The sequence below is a fragment of the Streptomyces sp. NPDC002886 genome (assembly GCF_042888445.1).
In the GTDB taxonomy this organism is placed as follows: domain Bacteria; phylum Actinomycetota; class Actinomycetes; order Streptomycetales; family Streptomycetaceae; genus Streptomyces.
Genome location: NZ_JBIAPV010000018.1, coordinates 1 through 14,091 on the forward strand (window position 1 = coordinate 1; position 14,091 = coordinate 14,091).

Genomic DNA, 14,091 nt, shown 5'->3' on the forward strand with positions numbered 1-14,091 from the left:
TCAGCCGGATCGACGCGAACGACGAGAAGATCTACGTCGACCGGACCAAGGAGCAGATCAAGAACGCTCCCGAGTTCGACAAGGACAAGCACCTCGGTGATGCGGAATACCACCGCCAGGTCGGCGGCTACTACGACGGCCCGCACCGCCTGTAACCGACGCGGACACGGCTGTACGAGGCGGGGGCGGCAACCTACTGGTTGCCGCCCCCGCCTCTGTCATGTCATGAGCGGCCGCTGCCCAGCGCGCACTTTCACACGTCGCCGGCCGACGGGCCTCTCTTCTCGGGGCGTGTTGGGATGCGCCGGCACCGCCCTTCGTCCAGTAGGCGTGGACTGGCGGGTCGCCGCGGGAGGTTATGCGGGTGCGGTGTCCTGGCTGCGGGTGTGTGCGGTGAGGGCATGGGCGGCGGTGGAGTGGGCGGGCATCAGGGTGTCAAGGCCGGTCAGGTGGAGGAGCCGCTGAAGACGGTCGGGCACGGCGGCGAGAACCAGGGTCCCGTCGGCTGCCTTGGCGCAGCGGAAGATCCCGACGAGGGCGTTGAAGCCGGAGGAGTCGCAGAAGGTCACGGCCTGGAGGTCCAGGATCAGGTGTCGGTGGCCTTGTTCGATGAGGGCCAGGGCTTGGGTGCGCAGGTGGGGGGCGGTGGCTATGTCGAGTTCCCCGGTGACGTGGGCCAGGGCGAGGTCGTCTTCGGTGTGCTGTGTGGTGAGGCGGAAGTCGGTCACGGTCGGCTCTCCGTCTCGCCGGCGGGGGCGATCGTGTGGGCGGTGGCGATGGCGGTCAGCCCGTCTGTGGACCCGGCGTGGGGGACAGACAGGGCCAGTAGGGCGACGTCGTCTCCGGCGCCGTGGGGCATGGTGTCGAGGAGATCGACGGTGTCGTCTATGACCGCCGTCGCGCTGACGGGTCCGGTGCGGGCGGCCAGGAAGCGGGTCAGGCCCTCGTCGCCGATCATGTCCCCGCCCAGGGTGCGGGCCTCGGTCAGCCCGTCGGTGTAGAAGAGGAGTCCTTCGCCAGGGGCGAGGTGGAAGGTGTGGGAGGCGAAGCGGGCCTCGGCGATCGCGCCGATGAGCATGCCTCCCTTGGGCTGCACCGCTTCCACCATCCCGGGACCGCGCAGGTGGTAAGCCGGGGGGTGGCCGCCGGTGGCCACCATGACCGTGAACCCGCCCTTCTCATGCGGTTCCAGGACACCGAACACGGCCGTGCAAAACCGGGTACCGACGGACGGGTCCAGGAGCAGTGCCGTATTCAGCGAGGTGAGGACTTTGTTCGGGTCCGGGTCGATCTGGGCGGCGGCACGCAGGGTGTAGCGGGTCAAGGAGGTGACGGCGGCCGCTTCGGGACCCTTGCCGCACACGTCACCGAGGAAGAACGCCCACCTGGTGCCGTCGAGAGGGAAGACGTCGTAGAAGTCGCCGCCCACATCCTGCGGAGAGGCGGTGGCGTAGTGGCAGGCCAGCTCCAGCCCCGGCACCACCGGCAGCGCCGGCGGCAGCAGGGTGCGCTGGAGGGTGGAGGCGAACGCCTGGATGGCGGCCGTGTCGCGCTCCGCACGCTCGCGGGCCTCCTCCTGCTCGACGCGCCGCTCCTGCTCGTCGCGCACGGCGTTCAACGCCGCCAGACGCATTTCCATCTCGTCGAGCACGATCGCGGCCAGGTCGGCGAGGGTGGCGGTGTCGTCCTCGGTGATCAGGCGGGGCTTGGTGTCGAGGATGTTGACGGTGCCCAGCCGGTGCCCGTCACGGGTAATGATCGGGGCGGCGGCGTAGAAACGGACCGCCATCGGCCCGGCGACCAGGCCGTTGTTGAAGGCGACGGGATCGGCGAGCGTGTCCGGGATCACCAGCGTCTCGTCGGACAGGATCGCGGACCCGCACAGGCCCGGCTCCCGGCTGATCTCGCTCACCCCGTCCAGGCCGTGGGCGGCTTTGAACCAGATCCGGTCCTCGTCCACGATCGTCACACTCGCCACCGGCACCTTGAACAGCCGGGCCGCCATCGCCGCGACGCGGTCGAACGCTCCGTCCGGCGGGGTGTCGAGGATGTCGTAGCGGCGCACCGCGTCCATCCGGGCCGCTTCTACCGGGCTGAGCGTCGCCCGGCCCGGCGTGTCCGCGGGGCCGGTCGCGTGTCCCGCTTGCGGCATCGTCTGCCTCTCCTCGCCGCGCCGGCCTCGGTGGCCGCCGACGGCGGCAGCCTATGCCAGCCTCCTGTCGTCAAGAAACTGCGCGAAAGCAAGAGATCACACACGAGCGGTGCTCGGCGAGGATGCACTGTTCCGGAGCCTGAACCTGAGGGGCGTCCGCCCCGGACCCTGTCGGGTCGGGTGACGTCTCTGTGCCGTCACCGCGTACACGTCCCCGACGTCACCCGGGACGCTTCCGGTCGGTCGGCCGCACCGTCCCACTGCGCTCGGCGTCAGTTCGCCGGGCGCCTCGCGGCGGTCTGGCTTGCGGACGGTTACAGCGCAGCGCGACTATCGATTCGGGTCATCCCATGCCCGCAACCGCGCCGGCGTGCATCTAGCCGGCTGAGCGGCGAGGTAGTCGACATGGACTTCCGCATGATGATGAGGCGCTACGGGCCGACCGTTCACCTCACCCCGGCCGGTGAGCTCGACCTGGACGGCAGGGCCGCCCTTGACGAAATACAGGCCGGTCTCGACAGTAGCGTTGCCGTCGTGGCCTGCGACATGCGGCACCTGACGTTCCTCGACATCACCGGCCTGAACAGCCTGATTTCCTTCGTCCGCCGGCTCGACGCGCGCGGCATCGCGTTCTTCGCCTACAACTGGCAGACCCAGCCCCGCCGGCTCCTGGACCTCGTCGATGGCCTGTACCCACCCGCGGGCCCGAACGGGAGCCCCCGCCGCAAACCCACCACGCTGCTGCGCCGCTCCCTGCAGGACACCGTCACAGCCCGCCGTGCTGCCGGGGCTGCCCCGGTTCGGGAAGCCGTTCCGCGCTGGGCAGCCGCCGCAAAACCGCCCGGCTAGGCGCGGGGCACCCATCCGGCCCCGAAATCCGCGAGGTCCCGTGTACGCTCCGCCCGCTTTTCGATCAGTCGGCGGAAGGCCGCCAGTGCGTACCGTTCCCCGGTGGCCGAGCCCGGGCCGGGGATCCCGGCGACCTCGGCCATGAGCTGCTGAGGCTGGGGCTGCCAGCCGACGACCAGAACCCGCAGGCCCCGGAGCTCCGCCCGCCGGTGCAGGTCCAGCAGGTGCAGCAGCCCGTCGGAGTCCATGAACAACGTGCCGTGGAGATCGACCATGAGGTCCCGCTCGTAGCCCGTGGCATCGGAAAGCGCCTTCTGGAGTGCCGTACCGGCGTCCTGGTCGAGTTCCCCGTCGAGGCTGACCAAGACCGAATGGCCGCGGTACTGGACGTCCATGGTGATCAACGCGTTCTCCTCCCGCCCGGGGCGCCAGGGCCCTTTCGGGCACCCATCCTGTCGCGGCGTTCCCCCGAACGGGCACGAGGCTCGCTGAAGCTCCGGCATCAAGCTGGCCGGGTACGGATCAACGTCTCAGGTATTGCTTCAACCGGTACGTGGCGAACGGTTCGCCGCCGGATCGAGACCGCACCCATTGGGAAGGTGACCTCGCGAACCAGAGAGGTGCCCTTCCCCTCGTCCGGCTGGGCGGTCGGAGCGGGGTCAGTTCGGAGCATGGGTGATGCGGAGCCGGCCGTCGCTCCGGGCTGTGACGTGATAGCCGGCGGTGGTCAGCACGACGGCCAGGGCCGTGTTCAGGGCCTTGCGGATTCCGACGAGCTCCGGTCCCGTCCCGAAATCCGGTTCGTTGCCGTGGACGTGAGTACCCGGCCGCAGGAGGTCCGCCGGCTGCCAGCCCAGGAGGACCACGCCGTTTTCCACGCTCAGGTGCAGACCTTCCATGCCGTGGGCCGGATCCTCAAAGCCCGCGGACTCCAGTTCCCGGCGCACACCGTGCAGGAGATCTTCTTCACTGGTCACGGTCGAACAGTAGAGCGGGCTGGTGCGGCGGTGCCGTGCGGGGGCAGGGCAGGACCCGGGCGGGCTGATGTTGACTAGGATTCCCGACCGGATCCTGCGTGGTGGGCGACAGCTCTGGGGCAGAGCTCTTCGTAGCGCAGCTCGTCCTTGTCGCGCGTCATCTCGTCTTGGCCGCGGCGATTGAGCTCCTCGGGGCTCTTGCCCGGTTTCTGGTGATGTAGCTCGGCGGAGGGGGCGCGCGGCCGCGCCCGACCTCAGATTTGGCCGCAGGACGCTGGGCCGGCTCCGTCCGGTGCCGGATCACCTCGAGAGCCGTCTGCCTCCGGGCTCGGTGGTTTACGTGGGTCCGGCCATCGACGCGACCAGGGATTGTGCAGGGTGCGGCCTACCTACTTCTTGGCGCTGGGGACGGCGAGTGGTTCACCGGGGGCCTTCTTCTTGGCCTTTTCCATCTGGTCGCCGAGTTCGGTGAGGCGGTTGCGGCCCATGGCTTTGCGGACGTCGGGGAACCACTCCTTCTCCTCTTCCTCGACGTGGTGGCGGACGTTCTCCATGAGGACGGACATCTTCGCGTCGAACCGCTCGTCGGCCGCGTCGAGGTCCTTGAGCTCGGAGAGCATCCACAGCACGACGTGGTGCTCCTCGACGCTTTCGAGAACGTGGTCCTTGGTGTCGGGGGCGGCCTCGCGGGCGGCTGGGTAGAAGATCTTCTCCTCGATCCAGGTGTGCGTGGTGAGTTCCTCGATCACCTGGTCGACGATCTTGCGCTTCTCGGCGTGTGCGTCCTCGCCGGCCTTCTCGAACTGCTTGAACAGCTTCTCGACCGTCTTGTGGTCTTCCTTGAGCAGCACGATCCCGTCCACCAGCGCCTCCTCGGCATCGTCATACCGGGCGCCTGATCCGGCCGCCCCGACGTCGTCTACCCGGTGAGGCGCCGGGTGGCCCGTTTCGGGCACGGGGTTGGCCCGGACAGGCGATGCGCCTACGCCGTACGCCGATCAGGGGGCTGCACGCCACGGCGTGCCTCACTGCGCAGCCTCTGGGCGCACTCCCGCGACAGACGGCCGGCGGGGGCTACTGGTCCAGGGGGAACAGCGGCAGGGTGCCGGTCAGCTCCAGGAGGTGGCGGAGCTGGGGGTTGGGCGCGGCGAGGCGGATGACGGCACCGTTGGGCTGCGCTGCGCGGCGGGCGGTGAGGAGGACGTTGAGCGCGGAGGAGTCGCAGAAGGTGAGGCGGCTGCAGTCGATGACCACGGGCCTGGCGGGTGAGGCGTGGGTGAGGGCTTCGGTGAGGGCGAGCTGCAGGGAAGGAGCTACGTCGATGTCGATCTCGCCAGTGGGCCTGACCGCGACGGCGTGGTCCAGGACCTCCACGGCGATGTCCCCACCGCTGTCGCTGTCCTCCTGGTGAAGGTGTTCGGCCATGCTGGTTCACTCCTCGGATCGTGGGTGCGGTCGGTGGGCCGGCCGGTCCGCGATGGCGGTCACATACTGCGCTGGTCGTGGGTGTTCTGGCGAAGCTGGGCCGTGTGCCGGGTGAGGGTGTCGATGCGTTCGGCGAGGTCGGCGTCTTGGGAGCGCAGGTGGGGCCGGGTGTCGGCCAGTGGGCGGACGAGGCGGGCGGCGTCGTTGTCGGCGAGGGCCATGTTCAGGTTGTCGACCGCGCTGTCGGCGCTGGCGGGCAGGCCCGTGAGGGAGGTGATCTGGCCGGCGAGCCGCCGCAGGTCGGCCGCGTTGTCGCGGGCCCAGGCGGTCACGGTGCGGTCGGCGGCGCGGGTGGTACGTGTTGCCTGGACGCGCTGGTCGCCGGTGCTTCCGGCGGTGCCGGGGCGCAGGCGCAGGTAGCGGCGCTCGGCGGCCTGGCGGCTGGCGACCCCGAGGGGCCCGGCGAGGTCGGCCCAGCTCGCGCCCTGTCCGCGGGCGGTTTCGATCAGTCCGCTCTCCCAGCCGGCCAGCGTCTCGCGGATCTCGCGCAGCATGACCAGCGCGGCCAGCGCCGGGTGCGGGTCGCTGTCCGTGTCCGATGAGGGCTCCTCCAGTCCGTCCCCGGGTGGAGTTGTACACGGATCCTGCGCGCCTCGTACGGAGTGATCGATGGCCTCCAGCGCCGCGGCGGCTGCGAGGAAGGAGGGCTGTGAAGTTGTGACGGGCTCGTTCATAGCACCCTCTCCATTCATGTCACCCTTCTGGTGACATCCTTCTTGTCATCGTTTCGATGACATGTTACAACGGATGCACGTTGAAGCGCATTGGCAGTTTCTGCCTGAACCAACTGGAGGTGTTTCGTGATGTTGATGCGCACTGACCCGTTCCGCGAGATGGACCGGATCGTCCAGCAGCTGTCCGGCAGCTCGGGCACGTGGTCGAAGCCGTCCGTGATGCCGATGGACGCCTACCGCCAGGGCGAGGAGTACGTGATCGCCTTCGACCTCCCCGGCGTGAGCACCGAGGCGATCGACATCGACGTCGAGCGGAACATGCTGACCGTGAAGGCCGAACGCCGGCCCACGGGCAAGGCCGACGGCGTGCAGATGGAGTTTTCCGAGCGGCCCCTGGGTGTCTTCTCCCGCCAGATCATGCTGGCCGACACCCTGGACACCGAGCGCATCGAAGCCGATTACGACGCGGGTGTCCTGACCCTGCGGATCCCGATCGCCGAGCGCGCCAAGCCCCGCAAGATCAGCATCGGCGGCGAGTCCGGCCGCAAGCAGATCTCCGGCTGAACCCTCCAGCACCAGCCGGCCAGCGGAGGGCGGGGAAGCCCCGATCCCCCTCCGGCGACCCGCCCTCCGCACCCCCTTCTTTGACCCCTTCACCCCTTCTCGGAGGTGTCGTGATGTCGATGCGCAGGGAAGCGTTTCTGGCCCATGTTCAGGAACGAGGCGAGTACGAGACCGCGGAAGAGGCCGATCGCGTTGCCCGTGTCGTCCTGGCGCTGCTGGGCGCCCACCTCGCCGGTACCGTCCGTGCCGAGCTCGCGGCGCGGCTGCCCGAGACGTACGCATTGATCCTCCTCAACCCCCTCCAGGCGGCCGAACCCCTCTCGCCGGAGCGGTTCGTCCGGGCTACCGCGGCCTGGATCGAGGGCGCCACCGAGACGACAGCCCTGTGGGACATCGGCGCCGTGCTCTCCACCGCAGCCGCCGCCGCGGGCGACGTCCTCATCCGCGAGGTCCTGCTCCAGCTGCCCCCGGGCTACGACCTCCTCTTCGGCCACCCCCAGCCCACCTGACCGCACCCCAGCCCCCGCCCCAACTTGACCGAGAAAGGCCAGCATCCCGTCATGTACGCCCAGACCAGTCCGGAACGCTCCCTGACGGCCATGACGTACGACCAGCTCCTCGAACGCGTCCGCTACGAGGGCGTCTATCCCACCCGCGAACGCGCCGCGGAAGTCGTCCACCACGTCCTGGCGGCCCTGGGCCGCCAGCTCACCGGCGACGAACGCTTCGACCTCGCCCAGCGCCTGCCCGTCGAGGCCGCCCTCACCCTGTCCGCCCAGGTCCCCGACACCGAGCACCTCACCGGCTGGGGCTTCGTGAAGGATCTGGCCGCCCGTACCGGCGCCACCCCGGCCACTGCCCGCTGGGACGTCGGCGCCGTCCTGGCCGTCGTCGCCCGCCTCGCTGGCCCCGACCTCCTGGGCCGCATCCTGCGCCGGCTCCCCGGCGGCTACGCCCTGCTCTTCGGTCAGGCCGAACTGCGCCAGCCCCAGCCCGCTGCCGCCTGACCAGTCAAGAGGCCTGTGCACATGCGTCTGGGCCGGAACCGCTTCTGCGGTTCCGGCCCAGACGCATGCCCGGGGGTCTGCCAAGTCCTGCCCGGGCCGCTACCGGGGGAGGAGGGCGTGGACGGTCTTGCCGCCCTCGGGACCGGGGATGACGACGACCTGGTGGGCGAGGTCGTTGACCATGTGCCAGCCGAATCCGCCCGTCCCCTCTACGAGGTCGGGAGTCCGCATCCGCGGCATCTGCGGGCTGGGGTCCTGCACCGCGACCTCGATGGCGCCGGGGTGGGCGGAGAGGTGCAGGGTGTAGGTGCCGCCTCCGTGGCGCAGGGCGTTCGTCACGAGCTCGGAGACGACCAAGACGACCGTGTCGGCCTGCTCCCGGTCGATGGCCGGCTGCCCGAGGGCTTCGAGGAACGCCCGGGTGGCCTGGCGCGCCTCGGCCACAGCGGACAGAGGGCGAAGGGCTGTGCGCTCGGCGTGCATCGTGGTCATCGCGCGCTCCGGGTTCTGTCGTCGGTGTCCGGTCCTGCCTGCCCGGTCGTTGTGCCCGCGCCTACAACAGTTCAACCCGACCGCACCCGATTACCTCCGAGACGCGCACATGAAAATCTATGGCGGCCGGAGTAGACATTGCGCGGTGACGTGGTTATGGTTTCTCTCGTGACCCAGTGAAGAAGGGCCCGGCAGAGACGAACTGCCAGGCAGCAGTACCAGCAGTCGCAGTTGCAGTGCGTAGGACGGTGCGGTGGTGGAGTTCCGGAGCCAAGTGGGTCGCATGGCGGTGACGGGACTGGCGACCGGACCGGGTGGCCCGCAGATATCAGGGGCCGCCACAGGCAGTACCGCAGTTAACGCAGTGGTGCAGTACCCGTAGGTGAATGCAGTTCGCAGTACCCAGCAGTAGTGAACGGTGCCTCGGTGAGCGCGTCGAAGCGTGGGCGGGTGAACCGGGAGGTTCGGCAGTGGGGTTCTAAGCCAGAGCAGTTGCAGGACGGGCGACGGGGCTGGCTGCCGAAGGGTGGCGCTCGGACAGGCCGCGAGCAGTACAAGCAGTGAGGGCAGTTCGCAGGACCAGCAGTACCCAGCAGTGAAGTAATTGAGAGCGGTACCTCGGTGAAGGCGTCGGCTGCGGGCGCGCGCACCGGGAAGTTCGGTAGTGGGGTTCTAAGCCAGAGCAGTTGCAGGGCGGGTGACGGGGCTGGCTGCCGGAGAGTGGCGCTCGGACAGGCCACGAGCAGTACTAGCAGTGCGCAGTACAGCAGTTGAGTGGAGCAGTACCCGCAGTTCGCAGTACCAGCAGTTCCCAGTGGTAGGTAGTTGATCATCCGAGGGATGAACGGAGGGATTGGGCGCCATCAGGATCGCCCGGGCCGGCAGGTTGAAGCCCGGGTACCGCAGGACATCGTTTGTGAGGTGGTCTCCGGTCAAGCAACCGCGATCCCCGCGAATCCCGTCCCCGATCGGACGGGCCAGCGGAAACAGGAGGCCGGCGCAGTTCCAGGGCCGGCAGATGGTGTAGTCAGTTCCTTCGGGGCCCTGGTGCCATAGGCGCCAGGGCCCCTCCGTGTTCCAGAAAGAGGTGCGATGACAGCAGACGACTCCTTCGGTCGGCTCGATGACGACGACTACCCCGCCTACACGATGGGCCGGGCCGCAGAACTGCTCGGCACCACCCAGGCCTTCCTCCGCGCCATCGGAGACGCCCGCCTCATCACCCCGCTGCGCTCCGAAGGCGGCCACCGACGCTACTCCCGCTACCAGCTGCGCATCGCCGCCCGCGCCCGCGAGCTCGTCGACCAGGGCACGCCCATCGAATCCGCGTGCCGGATCGTCATCCTGGAGGACCAGCTGGAGGAAGCCCGGCGCATCAACGCCGAGGCCCGCGCCGCGGCCACCGCAGACCCCAAGTCCATGGCCTGAGACCGCGTGGTCGTCGTCCCTTTGCTGCCACGACATTGCCCGGGACGCATGCAGTTCCGGCCGCTCATTCCAGAGCTGAACCGCGCCCCGCAAAGCCCCTGCTGCCGCCGGGGATCGAAATGATCACAAGTTCCGGGCGTTTGGAAGCCTCGGCTTGGTGCAGACGAGTGCTGACACCGGCTCTATTCATACAGGTAGGAGAAGCGCATGGGCATCATTGCTTGGATCCTGATCGGACTGCTCGCGGGCTTCATCGCGAAGGCGCTGATGCCGGGCAAGGACCCGGGTGGGATCATCATCACCATGCTCATCGGCGTCGCGGGCGGTCTCCTCGGCGGATTCCTCGGCAGGGTCATCTTCGGCGTCGACTCCATCGACGGGTTCTTCGACCTCTCGACCTGGATCGCCGCCATCATCGGCTCGGTCATCCTCCTCGCGCTCTACCGGCTCGTCACCGGCAACAAGCGCCACCACAGCCACGCCTGAACCACCCGGCACCTGCCCCGACCCGGACGGCTCCCCCTCAGATGAGGGGGAGCCGTACTGCTGTTCCGCGTCACCGGGCGGTCAGATCTTCGTTTTGTGATCTTGTGTATGGCTGGGGTTTCGGGGTATCTGGCTGGAAGCAGCCGCGTGTGGCTTGCTCTGGATGAGGGTGGCGTATGGCTGCTGTGGTGCCCCAAGACGAGTGTGAGTCGCTGGCCGGCCGGCCGATCGTGTCGGCCATGGCCTTGGACGGCAGTGAACCGATCGCTGGAGCCAGGCGTACTGCCCGTAGTTTCATGACCGAGGTGCAGGCCGTTCATGGGATTCCGGTGTCGGACCGTGCGATGTGCATGGTGGAGCTGGTGGTCAGCGAGTTGGTGACCAACGCCTACAAATACGCGCCCGGGCCGTGCCTGGTGGATCTGGAGGTCCGCGACGGTGTCGTGGAGATCAGCGTGTGGGATACCGACGGGCAGCTGCCCTCGGTGAGCCCGGCTGATCCGGGCAGGATCGGGCAGCACGGGCTGGAGATCGCGATGGCGGTGTGCCGCAGTTTCGAGGTGCGGCGCGAGCCCGTGGGCAAGCGGGTGAAAGTCACCATAGGGCTGGCTGATGACCCCGGCGGGCATCCGGCCGGCCGCCTTGCCTGACGCTGCCGACTAGGCTCTGGCGCACAGGTTGGGAGCGCTCGACCCGGTTGCGCACTGTTTTCGCGAGCCTGCGTCCGTGCGTCCTCCATTGCCGGGGACACCTACGACTACAGCCTCCTGTATGTCCGGACCGCCGGCGCGGAACGGCCGGCGCCCTGTGGGTGCGTTATCCGGCGCTGCGGGTGCCGGGTGGGTCTTGGGGGTCCACGCCGGTGGAGGCGGAGGCGTCTTTGGTTCCGCTGGGGCGCTGGGAGCGGCCTCGCGGGCCGAGGTCGTGCATCCCCTTGGCGGAACCCTTCTTGCTCTGCTCTTCCCCGCGGGCACCGGTGCTCTTGGAGGGGTTGCCGTGAGGGTTGCCCGCTTCTTCTTTGGAGACCGTTCGGCCGGGGCCCTTGGCGGGGGCGTACTTGTCCGGGTGGAAGGAGCGGTGGGCGCTGGGGTTGGCTTCCTGGTGCGTCTCGTCCACATCCGGCGACCAACCGTGCTGCTTTCCCTTGTGCCGGCTGATGCCCTCGCCGTCGCGGGACTGAGACGGCTTTCGTTGCTTGGCCATGGCCTGACCTGCTGTTCTATAAGGGATGGACGCACACGTACGCGCGCTCTACCCGTGGTATTGAAATTCTCCCACCTGCCCGCCGACCGGTCGTGTCAGGCCACAAGGGACTGCCTGCTCGTAGCCCTGTGCTCCGGCTAGGGGTGCCACACACCCGATGACGCGACTTTCTACTTACATCCGCTTTATGCGGGTATGTGCGGGTTACGGCTCCTTCTCTGGAGGTCATCATGGCGTCAACCCACCGTGCACCCATCGAAGAGCACCCCGACCTGATGGAACTGCGTGCCCGTCACGACCGCGCGGCCGCCACGCCCCGCGCTCAGATGGTCGAGGCCCTGGCCCTGCTCACCGGCATCTTCCTTGCCGCGTCCCCGTGGATCGTCGGGTTCAACGGCTTCACGACCCTGGCCGTCACCAACCTCATCGCCGGCATCGCCTACATGCTCCTGCTCGGCGGTCTCGGCAACTCCTACGAGCGCACCCACTCCATGGCCTGGGCCGCGGTCGCCATCGGTATCTGGACCTGCGTCGCACCCTGGATCGTGGCAGGCGACGTCGCCCACACCCGCTCGATCACCAGCAACCTGATCACCGGCGCCATCGCCACCCTGCTCGCCCTCGCCGCCGCCTCGGGCGCCCGCGACCGCGACAGTCGCCGTCGCAGCCTCGGTACTCAGCCGCGCCATCCCGGAGCCCGCTGACCCGCCGGGCGGTGCGCGCTGTCTGGGTGGGGCCGAGGAACAGGTGCGCGGGTCCACGGCTCAAGCAGCCGGTAACGGTATCCAATTGGAGTGCAGGGAGGCAGCGACTGCAGCCGCTGCTCCCAGCCCCCGTGGAGCTGTCGGCTACGGGCAGGTCCGGCAGCCGTCACACGTCGCCTCCCCTGCCCGGCCGGTAGCACCCGCAGTCGTTACCGGCCTGCCTCTCCTCGCTCTGCGCTTGCGGTGGTGGGGTTCCTGGGCGCGGAAGCCTCGGGCTAAACTCCACCGCCGGCGCCGGCCGCCCCCAACGTGTGACGGGACTCCGGCCGTCCGTCCCGGGCCCGCTCAGCCGCGGCCGGCTTCGTGTGTGGTGCAGGTGGCCGTGTCTGCCGGGCACCAGTGGGTGCGGCCGCCGACGAGGTGGAGTTCGAGATCCGCGTCAGCCATCCCATTAAGGTCGAGGGCGGTCCGCAGGGCAGCTGGGGCCGGCTGCGGCGGCAGACCGAGGACGCCGATCACCACGATGCCGTTGCGGGCCTCGACCGATGCGATCTGCCAGCTCCTCTCGGCAGCCCACCGCTCGGCGACGGGCTGTGCGTTGGCGGCCAGAGCGCGATCGCGGGCCACGGTCACCGTGCCGGCCGTGAGCGGCACCGCGATGAGGAGGACGACCACCGCGACGGCACCAAGGGTCGCTCCCCGCAACTCCCCGACGGTCATGCCGGCTTCCTGCGCCGCGGCACGGACGCCGTAGGCGAGGAAGACGACGGTGCCGGTGGCGACGATGGCGGCCACGTTGGTCGCGAACAGGAGCGCGGACTGCCCTGCGTCGTGGTAGCGGTGGGCGGTGATCAGCAGACCGGTCACCGCGAGCGGCGGGACCAGGGAGATGGCGATCGCGACACCGGGCAGCGTGTCGGAGATGTCCGTCCGCACCAGGGCGAACGCACCGACGGTACCGGTTGCCAGCGCGGCCAGGAGATCGATCAGGCGGGGGCTGATACGCGAGGACACCTGACTGTTGGACGCGAACGCATCAGGCGGGGAGACGACCCACCCGAGCAACATCCCGATCGCCACCACCGCCATGGCACCGCCGAGGACAAGGAGCGCACTGCGGACCAGGTGCTCCCGGTCGGCCAGCACCAGGGCCAGCGCGCTGCCGAGAATGGGTGTCATCAGCGGAGCGACGATCATCGCGCCGATCACCGTCGCCGTCGAGTCGCCCACGACACCAGCGCCGGCAATGACCGCCGCCAAAACCAGCAGAACCCAGAACCGGCTCGAACTACGGCTGCGCCACGCTCGCTCGATGAAAAGGGCATCGGTCATGCGCCGCGCCGCTGTCGTGTCCACACCTGCCATGTCTCGCCGTCCTTCGGGGCTGGGGCGGTCTGCCGCGCCGACGGCCGGGCCGCCTAGCCGGTGCGCGGACGAGGTGCCTGCGACGTGACGTCGCCAGTCTGATCAGTGGTCGTGTCAGGAGTTCAGTACGCGGGCCTTCCCAGCCGTGAACTTCTCGGCCGTCACCAGCCCGTGGACGTTGACTTCAATGCGGGCCGTGAACCGCGCGACGCGGTCGGTGGAGCTGGGGTCTGCGCCGCGAGCCGCAGCTGCACCTGGCGCTCGACGGCACCTCGTTGCATGCGCGGGGAGACGCCGGTGCCGGGGCTGGTGATCACGGCGGTAGGTGCCGTCGAGCCGAGCAGCCCAGACCGTCGCATCCGTCGGGGAGGTGGCATGGGTCGTCTCTTCCCTCGTCGGGGGCCACGATGACCTGCTCGACATCTTCCCTGAGGGCATCCTCCAGGGGCAGCAGGCGCCCGTTGGACTCCCCGACCGCGTCGCCAGACGGGCAGCCGGCTCCGGCGGGAAGCTGCAACGTGAGCTCTGAGACGCCTCAACGTAAACGGCCGACTTGGCTCCGTCGCTAGCGTCCCCCCCCCCCGTTACCGTTTTCGTGGCTCCGCAGTGGGGCCTCCGGCCTTCGGGTCCGGCATGGCTTCCCCCCCTTGTTGCGGTTGATGATCCGGGGGGTGGTGTCACCGGGCCCGGAGGCATCGACGGACC

The 14,091-nt window shown here is 69.1% G+C and carries 18 protein-coding genes and 1 pseudogene; 9 read left to right on the forward strand and 10 right to left on the reverse strand.

Annotated elements, in window-relative coordinates; translation table 11 throughout:
• Positions 1–155, forward strand: a pseudogene (locus ACFYYB_RS40580) (PRC-barrel domain containing protein); the annotation flags it as partial.
• A gap of 201 nt (positions 156–356) precedes the next feature.
• Here the strand turns inward: ACFYYB_RS40580 and ACFYYB_RS40585 are convergent.
• Both ACFYYB_RS40585 and ACFYYB_RS40590 read right to left on the reverse strand, forming a co-directional pair.
• Positions 357–728: an STAS domain-containing protein gene (locus tag ACFYYB_RS40585; RefSeq protein WP_389443475.1), complete on the reverse strand. Its 372-nt coding sequence runs from the start codon at positions 726–728 to the stop codon at positions 357–359.
• The gene (locus ACFYYB_RS40590; RefSeq protein ID WP_389443477.1) at positions 725–2,152 is read right to left on the reverse strand and encodes a PP2C family protein-serine/threonine phosphatase; all 1,428 of its coding nucleotides are present in this window, start codon (positions 2,150–2,152) and stop codon (positions 725–727) included. The genes ACFYYB_RS40585 and ACFYYB_RS40590 overlap by 4 nt, the downstream gene beginning before the upstream one ends.
• A 405-nt stretch (positions 2,153–2,557) precedes the next feature.
• On the opposite strand from ACFYYB_RS40590, the gene ACFYYB_RS40595 reads away from it, so the two are divergent.
• Positions 2,558–3,001, forward strand: a complete 444-nt coding sequence (locus tag ACFYYB_RS40595; protein WP_389443479.1) for an STAS domain-containing protein — start codon at positions 2,558–2,560, stop codon at positions 2,999–3,001.
• Here the strand turns inward: ACFYYB_RS40595 and ACFYYB_RS40600 are convergent.
• The 5 genes from ACFYYB_RS40600 to ACFYYB_RS40620 form a co-directional block, all read right to left on the reverse strand.
• Positions 2,998–3,396: an STAS domain-containing protein gene (locus ACFYYB_RS40600; RefSeq protein ID WP_389443623.1), complete on the reverse strand. Its 399-nt coding sequence runs from the start codon at positions 3,394–3,396 to the stop codon at positions 2,998–3,000. The two genes, ACFYYB_RS40595 and ACFYYB_RS40600, sit on opposite strands and share 4 nt — an antisense overlap.
• A 264-nt stretch (positions 3,397–3,660) precedes the next feature.
• The gene (locus ACFYYB_RS40605; RefSeq protein WP_389443481.1) at positions 3,661–3,978 is read right to left on the reverse strand and encodes a hypothetical protein; all 318 of its coding nucleotides are present in this window, start codon (positions 3,976–3,978) and stop codon (positions 3,661–3,663) included.
• Positions 3,979–4,367: 389 nt separating this feature from the next.
• Positions 4,368–4,841, reverse strand: coding sequence for a hemerythrin domain-containing protein (locus tag ACFYYB_RS40610; protein WP_389443483.1), 474 nt, complete (start codon positions 4,839–4,841; stop codon positions 4,368–4,370).
• 211 nt (positions 4,842–5,052) lie between these two features.
• Positions 5,053–5,403, reverse strand: a complete 351-nt coding sequence (locus ACFYYB_RS40615) for an STAS domain-containing protein (protein ID WP_389443485.1) — start codon at positions 5,401–5,403, stop codon at positions 5,053–5,055.
• Between the two features lie 59 nt (positions 5,404–5,462).
• Positions 5,463–6,137, reverse strand: coding sequence for an HSP18 transcriptional regulator (locus ACFYYB_RS40620; RefSeq protein WP_389443487.1), 675 nt, complete (start codon positions 6,135–6,137; stop codon positions 5,463–5,465).
• Between the two features lie 129 nt (positions 6,138–6,266).
• Between ACFYYB_RS40620 and ACFYYB_RS40625 the strand changes: the two genes are divergently transcribed.
• The 3 genes from ACFYYB_RS40625 to ACFYYB_RS40635 all read left to right on the forward strand — a co-directional run bounded on the left by ACFYYB_RS40625 (position 6,267) and on the right by ACFYYB_RS40635 (position 7,708).
• On the forward strand, positions 6,267–6,701 hold the full coding sequence (locus ACFYYB_RS40625; RefSeq protein WP_389443489.1) for an Hsp20/alpha crystallin family protein: 435 nt from the start codon (positions 6,267–6,269) through the stop codon (positions 6,699–6,701).
• Between the two features lie 113 nt (positions 6,702–6,814).
• Complete coding sequence (locus tag ACFYYB_RS40630; RefSeq protein WP_389443491.1) at positions 6,815–7,210, forward strand: DUF2267 domain-containing protein; 396 nt, start codon at positions 6,815–6,817, stop codon at positions 7,208–7,210.
• A 51-nt stretch (positions 7,211–7,261) separates the two neighbouring features.
• Positions 7,262–7,708, forward strand: a complete 447-nt coding sequence (locus ACFYYB_RS40635) for a DUF2267 domain-containing protein (protein WP_389443493.1) — start codon at positions 7,262–7,264, stop codon at positions 7,706–7,708.
• 99 nt (positions 7,709–7,807) lie between these two features.
• Here the strand turns inward: ACFYYB_RS40635 and ACFYYB_RS40640 are convergent, their stop codons facing one another.
• The gene (locus tag ACFYYB_RS40640; protein ID WP_389443495.1) at positions 7,808–8,200 is read right to left on the reverse strand and encodes an ATP-binding protein; all 393 of its coding nucleotides are present in this window, start codon (positions 8,198–8,200) and stop codon (positions 7,808–7,810) included.
• Positions 8,201–9,292: 1,092 nt separating this feature from the next.
• On the opposite strand from ACFYYB_RS40640, the gene ACFYYB_RS40645 reads away from it, so the two are divergent.
• The 3 genes from ACFYYB_RS40645 to ACFYYB_RS40655 all read left to right on the forward strand — a co-directional run bounded on the left by ACFYYB_RS40645 (position 9,293) and on the right by ACFYYB_RS40655 (position 10,764).
• Positions 9,293–9,628: a MerR family transcriptional regulator gene (locus ACFYYB_RS40645; protein ID WP_389443497.1), complete on the forward strand. Its 336-nt coding sequence runs from the start codon at positions 9,293–9,295 to the stop codon at positions 9,626–9,628.
• A gap of 207 nt (positions 9,629–9,835) precedes the next feature.
• Positions 9,836–10,114, forward strand: a complete 279-nt coding sequence (locus tag ACFYYB_RS40650) for a GlsB/YeaQ/YmgE family stress response membrane protein (protein ID WP_389443499.1) — start codon at positions 9,836–9,838, stop codon at positions 10,112–10,114.
• A gap of 176 nt (positions 10,115–10,290) precedes the next feature.
• Entirely contained in the window at positions 10,291–10,764 is a 474-nt protein-coding gene (locus tag ACFYYB_RS40655; protein WP_389443501.1) for an ATP-binding protein, read from the forward strand.
• A 166-nt stretch (positions 10,765–10,930) separates the two neighbouring features.
• Here the strand turns inward: ACFYYB_RS40655 and ACFYYB_RS40660 are convergent, their stop codons facing one another.
• Positions 10,931–11,317, reverse strand: a complete 387-nt coding sequence (locus ACFYYB_RS40660; RefSeq protein ID WP_389443503.1) for a hypothetical protein — start codon at positions 11,315–11,317, stop codon at positions 10,931–10,933.
• Between the two features lie 230 nt (positions 11,318–11,547).
• Here ACFYYB_RS40660 and ACFYYB_RS40665 point away from each other — a divergent pair, with 230 nt between their 5' ends.
• Positions 11,548–12,021: an SPW repeat protein gene (locus tag ACFYYB_RS40665; RefSeq protein ID WP_389443505.1), complete on the forward strand. Its 474-nt coding sequence runs from the start codon at positions 11,548–11,550 to the stop codon at positions 12,019–12,021.
• A gap of 345 nt (positions 12,022–12,366) precedes the next feature.
• Here the strand turns inward: ACFYYB_RS40665 and ACFYYB_RS40670 are convergent, their stop codons facing one another.
• Entirely contained in the window at positions 12,367–13,386 is a 1,020-nt protein-coding gene (locus ACFYYB_RS40670; RefSeq protein ID WP_389443507.1) for a TIGR00341 family protein, read from the reverse strand.
• Between the last annotated feature and the right edge of the window lie 705 nt (positions 13,387–14,091).

Excerpts from the sequence above, each read along its gene's own strand:
- ACFYYB_RS40590 (WP_389443477.1), bottom strand. The coding sequence starts at position 2,152 with ATGCCGCAAGCGGGACACGCGACCGGCCCCGCGGACACGCCGGGCCGG.
- ACFYYB_RS40595 (WP_389443479.1), top strand. The coding sequence starts at position 2,558 with ATGGACTTCCGCATGATGATGAGGCGCTACGGGCCGACCGTTCACCTC.
- ACFYYB_RS40600 (WP_389443623.1), bottom strand. The coding sequence starts at position 3,396 with ATGGACGTCCAGTACCGCGGCCATTCGGTCTTGGTCAGCCTCGACGGG.
- ACFYYB_RS40615 (WP_389443485.1), bottom strand. The coding sequence starts at position 5,403 with ATGGCCGAACACCTTCACCAGGAGGACAGCGACAGCGGTGGGGACATC.
- ACFYYB_RS40620 (WP_389443487.1), bottom strand. The coding sequence starts at position 6,137 with ATGAACGAGCCCGTCACAACTTCACAGCCCTCCTTCCTCGCAGCCGCC.
- ACFYYB_RS40625 (WP_389443489.1), top strand. The coding sequence starts at position 6,267 with ATGTTGATGCGCACTGACCCGTTCCGCGAGATGGACCGGATCGTCCAG.
- ACFYYB_RS40630 (WP_389443491.1), top strand. The coding sequence starts at position 6,815 with ATGTCGATGCGCAGGGAAGCGTTTCTGGCCCATGTTCAGGAACGAGGC.
- ACFYYB_RS40635 (WP_389443493.1), top strand. The coding sequence starts at position 7,262 with ATGTACGCCCAGACCAGTCCGGAACGCTCCCTGACGGCCATGACGTAC.
- ACFYYB_RS40640 (WP_389443495.1), bottom strand. The coding sequence starts at position 8,200 with ATGACCACGATGCACGCCGAGCGCACAGCCCTTCGCCCTCTGTCCGCT.
- ACFYYB_RS40645 (WP_389443497.1), top strand. The coding sequence starts at position 9,293 with ATGACAGCAGACGACTCCTTCGGTCGGCTCGATGACGACGACTACCCC.
- ACFYYB_RS40650 (WP_389443499.1), top strand. The coding sequence starts at position 9,836 with ATGGGCATCATTGCTTGGATCCTGATCGGACTGCTCGCGGGCTTCATC.
- ACFYYB_RS40655 (WP_389443501.1), top strand. The coding sequence starts at position 10,291 with ATGGCTGCTGTGGTGCCCCAAGACGAGTGTGAGTCGCTGGCCGGCCGG.
- ACFYYB_RS40660 (WP_389443503.1), bottom strand. The coding sequence starts at position 11,317 with ATGGCCAAGCAACGAAAGCCGTCTCAGTCCCGCGACGGCGAGGGCATC.
- ACFYYB_RS40665 (WP_389443505.1), top strand. The coding sequence starts at position 11,548 with ATGGCGTCAACCCACCGTGCACCCATCGAAGAGCACCCCGACCTGATG.
- ACFYYB_RS40670 (WP_389443507.1), bottom strand. The coding sequence starts at position 13,386 with ATGGCAGGTGTGGACACGACAGCGGCGCGGCGCATGACCGATGCCCTT.